Origin of the sequence: Streptomyces sp. NBC_01012, assembly GCF_045162755.1 — a bacterium.
Lineage (GTDB): Bacteria > Actinomycetota > Actinomycetes > Streptomycetales > Streptomycetaceae > Streptomyces.
In genome coordinates this window covers 4,862,310-4,876,613 of sequence record NZ_CP108688.1, presented here as the reverse complement: position 1 = coordinate 4,876,613, position 14,304 = coordinate 4,862,310, and the positions used below count along the sequence as shown (strand labels likewise).

At 68.9% G+C, this 14,304-nt stretch carries 17 protein-coding genes and 1 tRNA gene; 5 read left to right on the top strand and 13 right to left on the bottom strand.

Annotation, left to right across the window (positions count from 1 at the left end; genetic code table 11):
* Entirely contained in the window at positions 1 to 786 is a 786-nt protein-coding gene (locus OG623_RS21960; protein WP_406148613.1) for a class I SAM-dependent methyltransferase, read from the bottom strand.
* A gap of 228 nt (positions 787 to 1,014) precedes the next feature.
* Here OG623_RS21960 and OG623_RS21955 point away from each other — a divergent pair.
* A tRNA-Leu gene (locus OG623_RS21955) sits at positions 1,015 to 1,098 on the top strand.
* Between the two features lie 60 nt (positions 1,099 to 1,158).
* Here the strand turns inward: OG623_RS21955 and rdgB are convergent.
* The 4 genes from rdgB to OG623_RS21935 form a co-directional block, all read right to left on the bottom strand.
* Positions 1,159 to 1,761 carry an RdgB/HAM1 family non-canonical purine NTP pyrophosphatase gene (gene rdgB, locus OG623_RS21950; RefSeq protein WP_406148611.1) on the bottom strand — a complete coding sequence of 201 codons (603 nt, stop codon included), beginning with the start codon at positions 1,759 to 1,761 and terminating at the stop codon, positions 1,159 to 1,161.
* Between the two features lie 21 nt (positions 1,762 to 1,782).
* The gene (locus tag OG623_RS21945) at positions 1,783 to 2,175 is read right to left on the bottom strand and encodes a hypothetical protein (protein WP_406148610.1); all 393 of its coding nucleotides are present in this window, start codon (positions 2,173 to 2,175) and stop codon (positions 1,783 to 1,785) included.
* 103 nt (positions 2,176 to 2,278) lie between these two features.
* Positions 2,279 to 3,016 (bottom strand): ribonuclease PH, encoded by a 738-nt coding sequence (gene rph / locus OG623_RS21940; protein WP_406148608.1) that lies wholly within the window; start codon positions 3,014 to 3,016, stop codon positions 2,279 to 2,281.
* 198 nt (positions 3,017 to 3,214) lie between these two features.
* On the bottom strand, positions 3,215 to 3,448 hold the full coding sequence (locus tag OG623_RS21935; protein WP_406148607.1) for a glucose PTS transporter subunit EIIB: 234 nt from the start codon (positions 3,446 to 3,448) through the stop codon (positions 3,215 to 3,217).
* Positions 3,449 to 3,667: 219 nt separating this feature from the next.
* Here OG623_RS21935 and OG623_RS21930 point away from each other — a divergent pair, with 219 nt between their 5' ends.
* Positions 3,668 to 4,927 (top strand): PTS transporter subunit EIIC, encoded by a 1,260-nt coding sequence (locus tag OG623_RS21930; protein WP_406148606.1) that lies wholly within the window; start codon positions 3,668 to 3,670, stop codon positions 4,925 to 4,927.
* 275 nt (positions 4,928 to 5,202) lie between these two features.
* A complete protein-coding gene (locus tag OG623_RS21925) occupies positions 5,203 to 6,468 on the top strand; it encodes a PTS transporter subunit EIIC (protein ID WP_406148605.1) in 1,266 nt (421 codons plus the stop codon).
* A 97-nt stretch (positions 6,469 to 6,565) separates the two neighbouring features.
* On the opposite strand, the gene OG623_RS21920 is transcribed toward OG623_RS21925, so the two are convergent.
* Positions 6,566 to 7,318 (bottom strand): MBL fold metallo-hydrolase, encoded by a 753-nt coding sequence (locus OG623_RS21920; protein WP_406148603.1) that lies wholly within the window; start codon positions 7,316 to 7,318, stop codon positions 6,566 to 6,568.
* A gap of 172 nt (positions 7,319 to 7,490) precedes the next feature.
* Between OG623_RS21920 and OG623_RS21915 the strand changes: the two genes are divergently transcribed.
* On the top strand, positions 7,491 to 7,973 hold the full coding sequence (locus tag OG623_RS21915) for a type II toxin-antitoxin system PemK/MazF family toxin (protein WP_406148602.1): 483 nt from the start codon (positions 7,491 to 7,493) through the stop codon (positions 7,971 to 7,973).
* A gap of 93 nt (positions 7,974 to 8,066) precedes the next feature.
* Here OG623_RS21915 and OG623_RS21910 read toward each other — a convergent pair whose 3' ends face one another.
* The 7 genes from OG623_RS21910 to clpS all read right to left on the bottom strand — a co-directional run bounded on the left by OG623_RS21910 (position 8,067) and on the right by clpS (position 12,860).
* Positions 8,067 to 9,017: a cysteine synthase gene (locus tag OG623_RS21910; protein ID WP_362885929.1), complete on the bottom strand. Its 951-nt coding sequence runs from the start codon at positions 9,015 to 9,017 to the stop codon at positions 8,067 to 8,069.
* Positions 9,017 to 9,295 (bottom strand): MoaD/ThiS family protein, encoded by a 279-nt coding sequence (locus OG623_RS21905; RefSeq protein WP_406148600.1) that lies wholly within the window; start codon positions 9,293 to 9,295, stop codon positions 9,017 to 9,019. Before OG623_RS21905 ends, OG623_RS21910 begins: the two co-directional genes overlap by 1 nt.
* Positions 9,296 to 9,393: 98 nt before the next feature.
* Positions 9,394 to 9,522: a putative leader peptide gene (locus tag OG623_RS21900; RefSeq protein ID WP_406148599.1), complete on the bottom strand. Its 129-nt coding sequence runs from the start codon at positions 9,520 to 9,522 to the stop codon at positions 9,394 to 9,396.
* A gap of 97 nt (positions 9,523 to 9,619) precedes the next feature.
* Complete coding sequence (locus tag OG623_RS21895; protein ID WP_406148598.1) at positions 9,620 to 10,054, bottom strand: Mov34/MPN/PAD-1 family protein; 435 nt, start codon at positions 10,052 to 10,054, stop codon at positions 9,620 to 9,622.
* A gap of 120 nt (positions 10,055 to 10,174) precedes the next feature.
* Positions 10,175 to 11,605 (bottom strand): amino acid permease, encoded by a 1,431-nt coding sequence (locus tag OG623_RS21890; RefSeq protein WP_406148597.1) that lies wholly within the window; start codon positions 11,603 to 11,605, stop codon positions 10,175 to 10,177.
* A 299-nt stretch (positions 11,606 to 11,904) separates the two neighbouring features.
* Positions 11,905 to 12,492, bottom strand: coding sequence for a DUF2017 domain-containing protein (locus OG623_RS21885; RefSeq protein ID WP_406148595.1), 588 nt, complete (start codon positions 12,490 to 12,492; stop codon positions 11,905 to 11,907).
* A gap of 59 nt (positions 12,493 to 12,551) precedes the next feature.
* Positions 12,552 to 12,860: an ATP-dependent Clp protease adapter ClpS gene (gene clpS, locus OG623_RS21880; protein ID WP_109879765.1), complete on the bottom strand. Its 309-nt coding sequence runs from the start codon at positions 12,858 to 12,860 to the stop codon at positions 12,552 to 12,554.
* 88 nt (positions 12,861 to 12,948) lie between these two features.
* Between clpS and OG623_RS21875 the strand changes: the two genes are divergently transcribed.
* Positions 12,949 to 14,277 (top strand): nicotinate phosphoribosyltransferase, encoded by a 1,329-nt coding sequence (locus OG623_RS21875; RefSeq protein WP_406148593.1) that lies wholly within the window; start codon positions 12,949 to 12,951, stop codon positions 14,275 to 14,277.
* The last annotated feature ends 27 nt before the right edge of the window (positions 14,278 to 14,304 follow it).

The following is a 14,304-nucleotide window of genomic DNA, read 5'->3' as shown; positions in this document are numbered from 1 at the left end:
TCACCCGTCCTGCTTGCCCAGCACCGCCGTGTAGGACAGCGGGGCCGCGTCGGACGGAGCGCCCGGGTAGTTGAAGTCCTGGACGTCGCACAGCCTCCAGCCCGCGGCCTTCGCGATGCGCTCCAGTTCCTCCGGGCCGCAGAACAGGTACGGGAACCAGTGGGTGGCCGTCGTGCCGTAGCGCAGACGCATCAGCAGTTCACCCGGCAGTCTGCCCCGGGCGAGGTTGTGTTCGAGATAGTCGCGGTTCTCCGCGGTGCCGGCCACGGGACGTCTGCCCTCCGCGATGATCCGCGCATCGTCCGAGGTGACCGCGTGTACCTGCCGAAGGATGTCGGTACCGCGGGTGAAGGAACCGAGCAGCCCTACGTTGTTGCCGAGGAACAGCACAGTCCGGAACAGCGGCCTTCCTCTCAGCCGGTGCTCAAGCTCCGTCACGTCCGCGCACACGGTCTCCTCCACCCCGGCGTCCCGGCAGATACCCAGGGCCAGCTCCGAGGCGTCCACAGCGGTCACCTGTAGCGGCCTGCGGGAAAGGTACGCACTGTGCCGGCCACTGCCGGCGCCCACGTCGAGCACGGGGCCCCGAGCCCTCGACAGCGCGTCCCGGACCGCCGACGGCCACTCCTGCTCTCCGCTGAGCCACTGGGCCGAGCCGGACGGCACGATCAGCCCGTCCGAACGTTCGACGAACGCGGTCACGGGCCTCCGCAGGCGCACCGCGTCCGAGAGCTGCAGTCCGAACGCGTCGCCGATCCGCGGGCCCGGAGAACCATCGGCCATCATGAACTCTCCTCCGCATCAGCACACACGAACCGATCAGCCCCGCCAATATCGCAGGGCTCGGATACAGGGCTCATACGCGTCGCGCACAACGCCGGTGAAGGGCACGCTGTCGCACAGCGCACATCGCCCGCCGCATCGTGGCCGCAGGACTCCGCCCGTTGGGTGGCGCGCACTCCGGGAGTTCCTGATGCCGCCTGCCACCGCTCCCCTTGTAGACTGCCGGTACATGCGCGAGTGCTGGAACTGGTTAGACAGGCTGGTTTTAGGTACCAGTGCCCTAGTGGCGTGAGGGTTCGAGTCCCTCCTCGCGTACGTCGCCCGAAGGCTCAGCTCGTCGCAGTACGAGCTGAGCCTTCGGCATGTCGGTCGGCGTCAGCCCACCAGCTCCCGCACCACCGGTACCAGGGCCCTGAACGCCTTGCCGCGGTGGCTGATCGCGTTCTTCTCCGCGGGTGCGAGCTCCGCGCAGGTGCGGGTCTCGCCGGCCGGTTCGAGGATCGGGTCGTAGCCGAAGCCGTGTTCGCCGGCCGGGGTGTGGCGCAGGGTGCCCGTGAGGCGGCCCTCGACCACGCGTTCCGTGCCGTCCGGGAGGGCCAGGGCCGCGGCGCAGGCGAAGTGGGCGCCGCGGTGGGGGTCGGAGATGTCGCCGAGCTGGGCGAGGAGCAGGTCCAGGTTGGCCTGGTCGTCGCCGTGGGTGCCGGCCCAGCGGGCCGAGAAGATGCCGGGGGCTCCGCCGAGTACGTCGACGCAGAGGCCGCTGTCGTCGGCGATGGCGGGGTGGCCGGTGGCCCGGGCCAGGGCGTGCGCCTTGAGGAGGGCGTTCTCGGCGAAGGTGACGCCGGTTTCCTTGACGTCGGGGATGTCGGGATAGGCGTCCGCGCCGACGAGGTCGTGGGGCAGCCCCGCGTCGGCGAGGATCGCGTGGAGTTCGGTGATTTTCCCGGCGTTGCGGGTGGCGAGGATCAGGCGCGTCATGCGTCGATTATCGCCGCCCGGTCAGGGGGTGCAGACCTTGCCGATCTCGGTGGCCGCGTCCGTGACGGGGGTGATGTCGGGGGTGGCGTCGCCCTTGTCGAGGGAGTCGCGGACGTTGGTGACGCCGGCCTGGAGGTCGTCGACGGCGCTGCCGAGGTCGGCGTTGTCCGTGGTGTCGCCGAGGTCCTTGAGTTCCTCGTCTATCTGGTCGAGGGACTCGGCGGCCTGCGTCGGGTCGTCGGAGGCGCTGGATATCGCCTGTTGGAGGTTGTTGACGCTGGTGGCGATGGCGTCGGCGGTGCGGACGCAGTCGACGGCCTTGTCGACGGCCCCGCAGCCGACGGCTGCGGTGAGGGTCAGCAGGGTGGCTGTGACGGCGAGTGCGGTGTGGTGGTGACGGCGGCGCGAAGCCATGGTGCGGTCCCTCCCCGGGGGCCGGATACGTGGACGGACGCACGGTTCGATCCGTGCGCCCGTACCCGTCACGACGCTGTGCACCGCGCCTGCGGTTGCTCCGTTACTCGCCGAGCGTCCGGGCGAGTGCCTCTTCCTGGAGTGTGGCCAGGTCGGTGCAGCCGGCGGTGGCGAGGTCGAGGAGGGCGTTCAGCTCGGCGCGGTCGAAGGGTTCGGCTTCGGCGGTGCCCTGTACCTCGACGAAGCGGCCGTCGCCGGTGCAGACGACGTTCATGTCGGTGTCGGCGCGGACGTCCTCCTCGTAACAGAGGTCGAGGAGGGGCAGGCCGTCGACGATGCCGACGCTGACCGCGGCGACGGTGCCGGTGAGGGGCTTGCGGCCATGCTTGATGATCTTCTTGCCCTGGGCCCAGGTGATGGCGTCGGCGAGGGCGACGTAGGCGCCGGTGATGGCGGCGGTGCGGGTGCCGCCGTCGGCCTGGAGGACGTCGCAGTCGAGGACGATGGTGTTCTCGCCGAGGGCCTTGTAGTCGATCACGGCACGCAGGGAGCGGCCGATGAGGCGGCTGATCTCGTGGGTGCGGCCGCCGATCTTGCCGCGTACGGATTCGCGGTCGCCGCGGGTGTTGGTGGAGCGGGGCAGCATGGAGTACTCGGCGGTGACCCAGCCTTCGCCGCTGCCCTTGCGCCAGCGCGGGACGCCTTCGGTGACGGAGGCGGTGCAGAAGACCTTGGTGTCACCGAAGGAGATGAGTACGGAGCCTTCGGCGTGCTTGCTCCATCCGCGTTCGATGGTGACGGGGCGGAGCTGTTCGGGGGTGCGGCCGTCGATACGAGACATGGCGTCGAGCCTATCGGCTGGGGCCGCCGGGTCCGTTCGGGTGGCCTCGGGTGCCCCCGTGCCCCGCGCCCCGTGCCCCCGTGCCCCCGGCGGCCTCCGAGCGACGCAGGCCCCGCTCCCGGCCGGGGAGGCGCGGGGAGCGGGGCCTGCGGGCGGACCCGGGTGGGGCGGGTCAGCCGGCCACGGTCACGGCCGACGTCACATCATGTCTTCGATGTCGGCGGCGATGGGGTCGGCATCGGTGCCGATGACGACCTGGATCGCGGAGCCCATCTTGACGACGCCGTGGGCTCCGGCGGCCTTGAGTGCGGCTTCGTCGACCTTGCTGGGGTCGTGGACCTCGGTGCGAAGACGGGTGATGCAGCCTTCGATCTCATCGATGTTCTCGATACCGCCGAGCCCGGCGACGATCTTCTCAGCCTTGCTGGCCATGTCCTTCTCCCTGATCTGTGCATGCGTGGGCGGCCCACCATGGGTCCGTTTCGTCACGGTAACGCACGGTTGGCCCAACTTCACGGGCGAGTAACCGTGCACTCCCCAATGATGACGATCACCGGCGCCCTGCCTTCTGCGGGGCTCCGCACCGTACCGCGACTGGTCTACACCAGTTTGCAACGACCGCCAAGCCAGGCGTGTTCCGGGAGGATGCCGATGAGTTCGAACGCGGCCACGCAACCACAGCGGAAGTGGTGGAACGGACCGGTCCAGGGCCTGCAGAAGGTCGGCCGAAGTCTGCAACTGCCGGTGGCCGTACTGCCCGCGGCGGGCCTCCTCGTCAGCCTCGGCAATCTCTTCGACTCCTACCTGGGCGGCGCCTTCTGGAACAAGACGTCCAAGGTCCTGCTCAACGGCGGGAACGCCATTCTGGACGGCACCGTAGGACTGCCCCTGCTGTTCTGCATCGGCGTCGCGATCGGATTCGCGAAGAAGGCGGACGGCTCGACGGCGCTGGCCGCCGTCGTCGGCTTCCTCGTCTACCGGGGGGTACTGACGGCGTTCCCCGTCGACGGCACCGTGACGGAGGCCGTGCCCGACGGTGAGCCGCAGAACCCGGGCGTCCTGGGCGGCATCCTCATCGGCCTGCTCACCGCGGTCGTGTGGCAACGGTTCCACCGCACGAAACTGGTGGACTGGCTGGGCTTCTTCAACGGGCGCCGGCTGGTGCCGATCCTGATGGCGTTCCTCTGCGTGATCCTGGGCGTCCTGTTCGGCCTGCTGTGGCAGCCCGTCGGCGACGCGCTGACCTGGTTCTCCAAGCATCTGATCGACCTCGGCGCGTGGGGCGCCGCCATCTTCGGCTTCGCGAACCGACTGCTGATCCCGATCGGCATGCATCAGTTCCTGAACACGTTCTTCTGGTTCCAGGCGGGCGACTTCACCGGTGGCGACGGCAAGACGGTACAGGGCGACATCTCCCGCTTCTTCGCGGAGGACCCCTCGGCGGGGCAGTTCACCTCGGGGTTCTTCCCCATCATGATGTTCGGCCTGCCCGCCGCGGCCCTGGCCATCGCCCACACCGCACGGCCTGAGCGACGCAAGGAGGTGACGGGCCTGATGGTGTCCGTGGCGCTGACTTCCTTCGTGACGGGTGTGACGGAGCCGCTGGAGTTCTCGTTCATGTTCGTCGCACCGCTGCTGTACGGCGTCCACGCGGTCCTGACCGGAGTATCGATGGGGGTGACGTGGGCGCTCGGCGTGCACGCGGGGTTCAGCTTCTCGGCGGGACTGATCGACTACGTCGTCAACTGGCATCTGGACACGAAACCCTGGCTGATCATCCCGATCGGGCTGTGCTTCGCCGTGGTGTATTACGTGATCTTCCGGTTCGCGATCACCAAGTTCAACCTCCAGACTCCGGGGCGCGAGCCCGTGGAGGAAGAGGAGAAGACCGAGGAGAACCTCACGAAGTAGGCCCGCCCCGGCCTCACCCCCGGCTCGCCCCAGACCCCGCGCACGGCCCTCGGACCCCACGGTCCGGGGGCCTTCGCCGTGTCACCCTGGGTGGTTGCGGAACTACATCGCAAACAGGGCAGGGATCGCAGGTTCCTTATCCCACCCACACCGTGCTAAAACTGGTCTACACCACTCAGTGGTCCAGACCACGCGGCCGTCTCTGCCGCCGCGTTCCTCGAGTCGCCGCCCCCACCACCTGTCCCCGGCGGCGCCTTGCCAACTGGAGGAAGTTGATGAGTACGGACACCGCTCCGGCGGCCCCCGCAAAGAGGCGGGGCGCCGGCGTGATGGCAGTCATGCAGCGCATCGGCCGCAGCCTCATGCTGCCGGTCGCCGTCCTGCCCGCGGCCGCACTGCTGGTCCGGCTCGGCAATGTCGACATGCTCGGCCGCGAGTCGTTCCCCACCGTCATCACGAAGCTGGCCGGCTACATGGCAGCGGGCGGTGGCGCCATCCTCGACAACATGGCCCTGCTGTTCGCCGTCGGTATCGCCATCGGCTTCGCCAAGAAGTCGGACGGCTCCACCGCGCTCGCCGCCGTCACCGGCTACCTGGTCTTCCAGAAGGTGCTCGCCACCTTCACCGACGGCAACCTGCCGCAGGTCGCGAACGTCGTCGACGGCAAGATCGTCATGAGCGACGCACCGGTCGACGCGGGTGTGCTCGGCGGTGTCGTGATGGGCATAGTCGTGGCGCTGCTCTACCAGCGCTTCCACCGGACGAAGCTGCCCGACTGGGCGGGCTTCTTCAGCGGCCGTCGTCTGGTCCCGATCCTCTCCGCCTTCTCGGGCCTGGTCATCGGTATCGTCTTCGGTCTCATCTGGCCCGTACTCGGCACGGGCCTGCACAACTTCGGTGAATGGCTGGTCGGTTCGGGTGCCGTCGGCGCGGGCATCTTCGGCGTCGCCAACCGTGCGCTGATCCCGGTCGGCATGCACCACCTCCTGAACTCCTTCCCCTGGTTCCAGGCGGGCGACTACAACGGCGCCCACGGCGACATCGCCCGCTTCCTGGCCGGCGACCCGAACGCCGGCCAGTTCATGACCGGCTTCTTCCCGATCATGATGTTCGCCCTCCCGGCGGCCTGCCTTGCGATCGTCCACTGCGCCCGCCCGGAGCGCCGCAAGGTCATCGGCGGCATGATGTTCTCACTCGCGCTGACCTCGTTCATCACGGGTGTGACCGAGCCGATCGAGTTCACGTTCATGTTCATCGCCCCGGTGCTGTACGCGATCCACGCGGTGCTGACGGGTGTCTCGATGGCCCTGACCTGGGCGCTCGGCATGAAGGACGGCTTCGGATTCTCCGCGGGCCTGGTGGACTTCGGCCTGAACCTGAACATCGCGTCGAAGCCCTGGCTGCTGGTGCTGGTCGGCCTGTGCTTCGCGGCGGTCTACTACGTGGTCTTCCGCTTCGCGATCACCAAGTTCAATCTGCCGACGCCGGGCCGCGAGTCCGACGAGGAGCTCGCCGAGCTCCTGAAGGCCGAGGCCAAGTAGCAGGGCCCGTCCTCACACGACACGCGAAAGCCCCATCCCCTGGAAATGCGTCCCGGGGATGGGGCTTTCGCGTGGCCCGGGGACTACGGGGCAGCCCTCAGATCTCGTACACCCTGCCGGGGGCCGCGAGCTCGACCGGGCCGTCGTAGACCTCGCGTGCGTCGGCGAGGTTGCGTTCGGCGTCCGTCCACGGCGGGATGTGGGTGAGCACGAGGCGTCCGGCTCCGGCGCGGGCGGCGTACTCGCCTGCCTCACGGCCGTTGAGGTGGAGGTCCGGAATGTCCTCCTTGCCATGGATGAACGATGCTTCACAGAGGAACAGGTCGGCGCCTTCGGCGAGTTCGTCCAGCGCGTCACAGGTGCCGGTGTCGCCGGAGTACGTGAGGGCGCGGCCACCGTGTTCGACTCTGATGCCGAACGTTTCGACGGGGTGGCAGAGCTTCTCCGTGCGGACCGAGAAGGGGCCGATCTCGAACGATCCGGACTTCAGCGTGTGGAAGTCGAAGACCTCGCCCATCGCGTGTTCGGACGGGGTGTCGGCGTGGGCCGTGGTGAGCCGCTGCTCGGTGCCCTCGGGGCCGTACACGGGGATCGCGGCGGGGCGACCGCCGTCGAAGCGGTAGTAGCGGACGACGAAGTACGCGCACATGTCGATGCAGTGATCGGCATGGAGGTGGCTGAGGAAGATGGCGTCGAGGTCGTAGAGACCTACATGGCGCTGCAGCTCGCCCAGGGCGCCGTTGCCCATGTCGAGGAGCAGCCGGAAGCCGTCGGCCTCTACGAGGTAGCTCGAGCATGCCGAACCCGTGGAGGGGAACGAGCCGGAGCAGCCGACGACGGTGAGCTTCATGGAGCGTGAACCTCCGAGGCGTGGGAACGGGGAGGGTTCGTGCGGTCCGTCGAGCGTAAGGTGCGAAACAGCTGGTCGCTCCTCCATGGCCTGTCGTTGTGGGGGAACTCACCTGTGCTGTCACCGGTTCGATGGAAGGCCGGGTGTCGGCGGGCGCCGGTACGGTCTGGATATGAACTCGTGGTGGTGGCTCGCACTGGCCGGCGTCGTCCTGCTGGCGCTCGTGGCGACGGTTTCCGATGCGCGGGGCCGGGGCGGGCGTGGTCCTCGGCGCCCGGGTGGTCGGACGCGTCCTCCGGAGCGTCCGCCGGGGCGCGCTCCGGAGCGGAAGAAGGGGCGTCCGCACGGCGCTCCCCTGCCCGGGGAGATCTGGTGGGCGGACGTGCCGTTCGAGGACGGGCCCGGGTCGAAGGACCGGCCGTGTCTCGTGCTGTCGGTGCGGGGTGGCACGGCGGTCGTCGCCAAGATCACCAGCAAGCATCATGAGGAGCGTCCCGGGGTGATCGCTCTGCCCCCTGGTTCGGTGGGGGACACGAAGGACCGGCAGAGCTTCCTGGAGACGGACGAGCTGCGGGATGTGGCGGTGTCCAGGTTCCGCCGGAAGGCCGGCGAGGCGGACCCGGCGCTGTGGAAGCGGGTGCGCGGCCTGGGGTGAACCGGGCGGGAAGCGCCGGCAGGGGGATGAACGGACGGAAGGCGCGGGCGGGATGTTCTCCCGTCGCGCGCCTCCCGGTGGATCCCGTGCGGGTCAGGCCCAGAGCTGGCCGTGCAGGGTTTCGATGGCGGCCTCTGTCGTGGGGGCCGTGTAGACGCCCGTCGACAGGTACTTCCAGCCGCCGTCCGCGACGACGAACACGATGTCGGCGGACTCACCGGCCTTGACGGCCTTGCGGCCGACGCCGATGGCGGCGTGGAGTGCGGCGCCGGTGGACACACCCGCGAAGATGCCCTCCTGCTGGAGGAGTTCCCGGGTGCGGGTCACGGCGTCGGCCGAGCCGACGGAGAAGCGGGTGGTGAGCACGGAGGCGTCGTAGAGCTCCGGGACGAAGCCCTCGTCGAGGTTGCGCAGGCCGTAGACGAGGTCGTCGTAGCGGGGCTCGGCGGCCACGATCCCCACGTCCGGCTTGTTCTCGCGGAGGTAGCGGCCGACGCCCATGAGGGTGCCTGTGGTGCCGAGACCTGCCACGAAGTGGGTGAGGGAGGGGAGGTCGGCGAGGATCTCCGGTCCGGTGGTGGCGTAGTGCGCGCCGGCGTTGTCCGGGTTGCCGTACTGGTAGAGCATGACCCAGTCGGGGTGCTCGGCCGAGAGCTCCTTGGCCACGCGTACGGCGGTGTTGGAGCCGCCTGCGGCGGGGGACGAGATGATCTCGGCGCCCCACATGGTGAGCAGGTCGCGCCGCTCCTGCGAGGTGTTCTCCGGCATGACGCAGACGATGCGGTAGCCCTTGAGCCTGGCCGCCATGGCGAGCGAGATGCCGGTGTTGCCGCTGGTGGGTTCGAGGATGGTGCAGCCCGGTGTCAGACGGCCGTCCTTCTCCGCCTGCTCGACCATGTGGAGCGCGGGGCGGTCCTTGATCGAGCCGGTGGGGTTGCGGTCCTCCAGCTTCGCCCAGATACGGACGTCCTCGGACGGGGACAGCCGCGGGAGGCGGACGAGGGGAGTGTTCCCCACGGCCGCCAGCGGGGAGTCGTACCGCATCAGCGCATGCCGCCGGCGACAGCCGGAAGGATGGTGATGTTGTCGCCGTCGGAGAGCTTGGTGGTGATGCCGTCGAGGAAGCGGACGTCCTCGTCGTTGAGGTAGACGTTCACGAAGCGGCGCAGCTGGTCGCCGTCGACGATGCGCTCACGGATGCCGGTGTGGCGGGTCTCCAGGTCGGCGAAGAGGTCGGCGAGGGTCTCACCGCTGCCTTCGACCGCCTTGGCGCCGTCGGTGTAGGTGCGGAGGATGGTGGGGATGCGGACCTCGATGGCCATGGCGTGGGCTCCTGTCGAAAGCGGGGAGGGTGGCGTGGGGCGTGCGTTCGTGCCCCCGCACGGGGGTGGTGCGTACGTGGTTGCGCTCGGACCGCGGCTCAGGCCGTGCGGTTCGCGGGCAGGCGGCAGCCGGGACACATCGCGCTGGACAGCCTGCACAGGTCGACGTGCAGCCGCGCGACGAGCAGCATGCCCGGCGCCTTTTCGCTCACGTCATGGGGAACCATGCGCTCATCGTATCGATTCCCCACCCGGGATCCGGAGTGTGATCCCACATGGTGGATGGTGAGCGTTCGCCATGCGGGACACGACTCGCTTCGGGTGTCAGGCGGTCGCGGGGTACGTCTCGACGACCTCGACCTCTTCCTCGGTGATCTCGCCGTCCACGATGCGGTACGAGCGGAACTGGAAGGGGCCCGCGTCGTCGGCGTCCGCGGTGGAGACCAGCACGTAGTGGGCGCCGGGCTCGTTGGCGTAGGTGACGTCGGTGCGGGAGGGGTAGGCCTCGGTCGCGGTGTGGGAGTGGTAGATGATCACCGGCTCCTCGTCGCGGTCGTCCATCTCGCGGTAGAGCTTCAGCAGGTCCGCGGAGTCGAATTCGTAGAACGTGGGTGAGCGCGCGGCGTTGAGCATGGGGATGAAGCGTTCGGCGCGGCCCGTGCCGGCCGGGCCCGCGACCACTCCGCATGCCTCGTCGGGGTGGTCGGCGCGGGAGTGCGCGACGATCTGGTCGTGGAGCGCCTGGGTGATGGTCAGCATGGGGCCCAGGATAGGACCGACAGGCAAACGGGCCCTTCCGTACCGAGGGGTGGTACGGAAGGGCCCGGATGCCGGACAGGGCCGTTGGGGCGGCCGGTGTCCCTGAGGCGCGGGGTCGGGTCAGCGCTTGGTGAAGGCGGCGCTCTCGGGGTTGCGGGCCCTGAGCACCAGGTAGGAGACGCCGAGGAGCAGCGCCCAGACGGGCGCGCAGTACAGCGAGATCCTGGCGTCCTTGTCGATGGCCATCATGGTGATGACGAGGCCGATGAAGCAGAGCGCGAACCAGCTGGTGAACGGCGCTCCGGGGGCCTTGAAGGTGGACTGGGGCAGTTCACCGCGGTCGGCCTTGGCGCGGAAGCGGATCTGGCTGATGAGGATCATGATCCAGGCCCACATGCCGGAGATGGTGGCGAAGGAGACGACGTAGTTGAACGCGTCTCCCGGCCACTGGTAGTTGATCCAGACGCCGACGAGCATCAGCGCGGCGGAGAAGGTGGTGCCGACCAGCGGGAGGCCGTTGCGCGTCAGCTTGGTGAAGGCCTTGGGACCCTGCCCGTTGAGCGCGAGGTCGCGCAGCATGCGCCCGGTGGAGTACATGCCGGAGTTGCAGGAGGAGAGCGCGGCGGTGAGCACGACGAAGTTGACGATCGCGGCTCCGATACCGAGGCCCATCTCCTCGAACGCGGCGACGAACGGGGAGACGCCCGGCTTGAAGGTGCTCCACGGGACGACGGACAGGATCATGATCAGGGCGCCGACGTAGAAGACGGCGATGCGCCACGGCACGGTGTTGATGGCCTTGGGCAGAACGGTCTTCGGGTCCTTGGACTCACCGGCGGTGACGCCGACGAGCTCGACGGCGAGGAACGCGAACATGACGATCTGGAGTGTCATGAGCGTGCCACTGATGCCGCTGGGGAAGAAGCCGCCGTCGTTCCACAGGTTGGCGACGGTCGCGGTGTCTCCGGCGTCGGAGAAGCCGACGGTGAGCACTCCCGCGCAGATGAGGATCATGCCGAGGATGGCGGTGACCTTGACCATCGAGAACCAGAACTCGAGCTCGCCGAAGACCTTCACCGAGATCAGGTTGGCGCCGTACAGGATGAAGGTGAACACCAGTGCGGACAGCCATTGCGGGATATCCCACCAGTACGTCATATAGGTGGCGGCCGCGGTGACTTCGGTGATGCCGGTGACCACCCAGAAGAGCCAGTACGTCCAGCCGGTCACGAACCCGAAGAACGGGCCGAGGAATTCGCGTGCGTACTCCGAGAAGGAGCCCGACACCGGGCGGTACATGAGGAGTTCGCCCAGGGCCCGCATGATGAAGAAGATGACGAGACCGGCGATGGCGTACGCCAGGATGAGGCTCGGTCCGGCTCTGTCGATGGCTTTGCCCGCGCCGAGGAAGAGCCCCGTCCCGATGGCTCCGCCGATGGCGATCATCTGGATCTGGCGGGCTCCCAGCCCTCGCTGGTAACCCTCGCCCGCCGGGGCGTCGACGGCCTCCTGGCCGTCCGGCTGCCCGTTGTCGACCTGCGCCGATGTCATGGTGGTGCGCCTTTCTCCACGCCGATCCGCGCCGCCGTCGGCGTCGGATCAGGTCCTGATCCCCCCGGATATGGATGGAGTGCCGCCGGCGTTCGGCCGGCTGGTAGCGCCCCCGGGGACAGGGGTGGCGTCCCCGGTGGTCGTGAAGATTTATCACGGCCGCCGGATGAGGCCATCGGACATTATGTGGCGCACGCCACAGGAAAAAGCGGACAAGCGTTTCCAGGCGCTGCAAAGAGAGCCGTACGGGTGACGGGATCGTTATTCGGATTTGAGCGTCCGTTGAGCGAGCCGTGCACTCAGTCGGGCATCAGCGTTTCGATGAGGGTTTCCTGAAGCGCGCCGAGCCAGAGATAGGCCATCACCATCGGCTTGCGCGGATCGCTGTCGGGGAGCTGGTAGAGCGAGCCGTCCTGGCCCTCGTCCTCGTCGGACACCTCCAGACGGGTGCCGATCGTGAGCCGGAGGTCGTTGAGCGAACGCAGCCAGTGCTGACTCTCCTCAGGGGTGAGGGCGAGTACCGCGCCGCCGTCCGTCACGGGCGAGAGCGCGTCCAGCGTCCGCACGACGACGAGGCCGTCCTCGCGCTTGCGGGTACGCAGGTCCTTCTCGGTGAAGCGGCGGAACTCCGCGGACGCCTCGCGCAGCTCCTTGTCCTCGTCCCCGTACGCCTCGGGGAAGAGCCGGGCGAGTGCGGGGTCGGACGGCGGCTCGCTCGGGCCCTCGGCGAAGAGGGCGGCGAGCGGGTCCTCGCCCTCGACCGGCTCGTCGCCGGGGCCGATGAGTTCGAGCAGCTGTACGGCGAGGGAGCGCAGGATGGCGATCTCGACCTCGTCGAGCGCGACGGACGCGCCGCCGCCTGGGGTGGCCTCGAAATGGCCGGCCATGAATTCTCCGATGACGGTTCGGACGTCCGATGACGGTCGGACGGAGGGCAGCGGTCGGGTCAGTTGCGATCCTGGGTCAGCGTGGCCCAGAGCCCGTAGCCGTGCATGGCCTGGACGTCGCGCTCCATCTCCTCGCGGCTGCCGCTGGACACGACCGCGCGGCCCTTCTGGTGGACATCGAGCATCAGCTTGTGCGCCTTGTCCTTGGAGTAGCCGAAGTAGGCCTGGAAGACATACGTCACGTAGCTCATGAGGTTGACCGGGTCGTTGTGGACCAGCGTCACCCAGGGGACGTCGGGCTCAGGGACAGCGAAGGTCTCCTCGGCCGATTCGGGACGTTCGATCTCTACGGGGGAAGCAACGCTCACCTACCCCATGCTGCCACCAGAGGGGGGTCCGCGCATAAACGGATGCCCCATCTCGTCACTTTGACGAATAGGGAGTAGCATCCTCGTCATGAACTCAGCGGACCTTGGGCGACGGGTCGGTGTGCCGTCGACCGCACTCTTCACCGACCAGTACGAGCTCACGATGGTGCAGGCCGCACTGAAGGCCGGTACCGCGGACCGGCACTCCGTGTTCGAGGCCTTCACCCGCAGACTGCCCGAGGGGCGGCGCTACGGCGTCGTCGCGGGCACCGGGCGGGTGCTGGACGCGGTGGAGAACTTCCACTTCGACGACGAGATGCTCACCTTCCTCCGCGACCAGCACGTCGTGGACGCCCGTACCGTCGACTGGCTCGCCGACTACCGGTTCAGCGGCGACATCTGGGGCTATCCGGAGGGCGAGGTGTACTTCCCCGGCTCGCCGCTCCTGCGGGTCGAGGGCTCCTTCGCCGAGTGCGTGCTGCTGGAGACCGTGATCCTGTCGATCCTGAACCACGACTCGGCCATCGCCGCCGCCGCGTCCCGGATGTCGGCCGCGGCGGGCGGCCGCAGGCTGATCGAGATGGGCGCGCGACGTACGCACGAGCTGTCGGCGGTGGCGTCGGCCCGCGCCGCGTACATCGGCGGCTTCCACACCACATCGGACCTGGCGGCGGGCTTCCGCTACAACATCCCGACCGTCGGGACGAGCGCGCACGCCTTCACCCTCCTGCACGACAGCGAGAAGGACGCCTTCCGGGCGCAGGTGGACTCGCTGGGGCGCGGCACCTCGCTGCTCGTCGACACCTACGACGTGACCGAGGCCGTCCGTACGGCGGTGGAGATCGCCGGGCCCGAGCTGGGTGCCGTACGCATCGACTCGGGCGACCTGCTGCTCGTGGCGCACCGCGTCCGCCAGCAGCTGGACGAGCTGGGCGCCACGGGGACGAAGATCGTGGTGACGTCCGACCTGGACGAGTACGCCATCGCCTCGCTGGCCGCGGCGCCGGTCGACAGCTACGGGGTGGGCACGCAGCTGGTCACCGGGAGCGGGCAGCCGACGTGCTCCATGGTCTACAAGCTGGTGGCGCGTGCGCGGTCGGCCGATCCGGCCGACCCGCTGCTGCCGGTGGCGAAGAAGTCGCTGGGCGCGAAGTCGTCGAGGGGCGGCCGCAAGTGGGCCGCGCGCCGGCTGGACGCGGCCGGGGTGGCCGAGGCCGAGGTGATCGGCAGCGGGGAGGTTCCGGCGGAGCTGGCCGACCGGCAGATGCTGGTGGAGCTGGTCAGGGGCGGCGAGGTCGTCGGCCGGGAGCCGCTGGAGGCCGCGCGGGAGCGGCACATCGCCGCCAGGTCGGGGCTGCCCATGTCGGCGATGCAGCTGTCCCGGGGGGAGCCGGTGCTGCCCACGGAGTACGTATGACGACGACGGGGTACACGCAGGACAGCC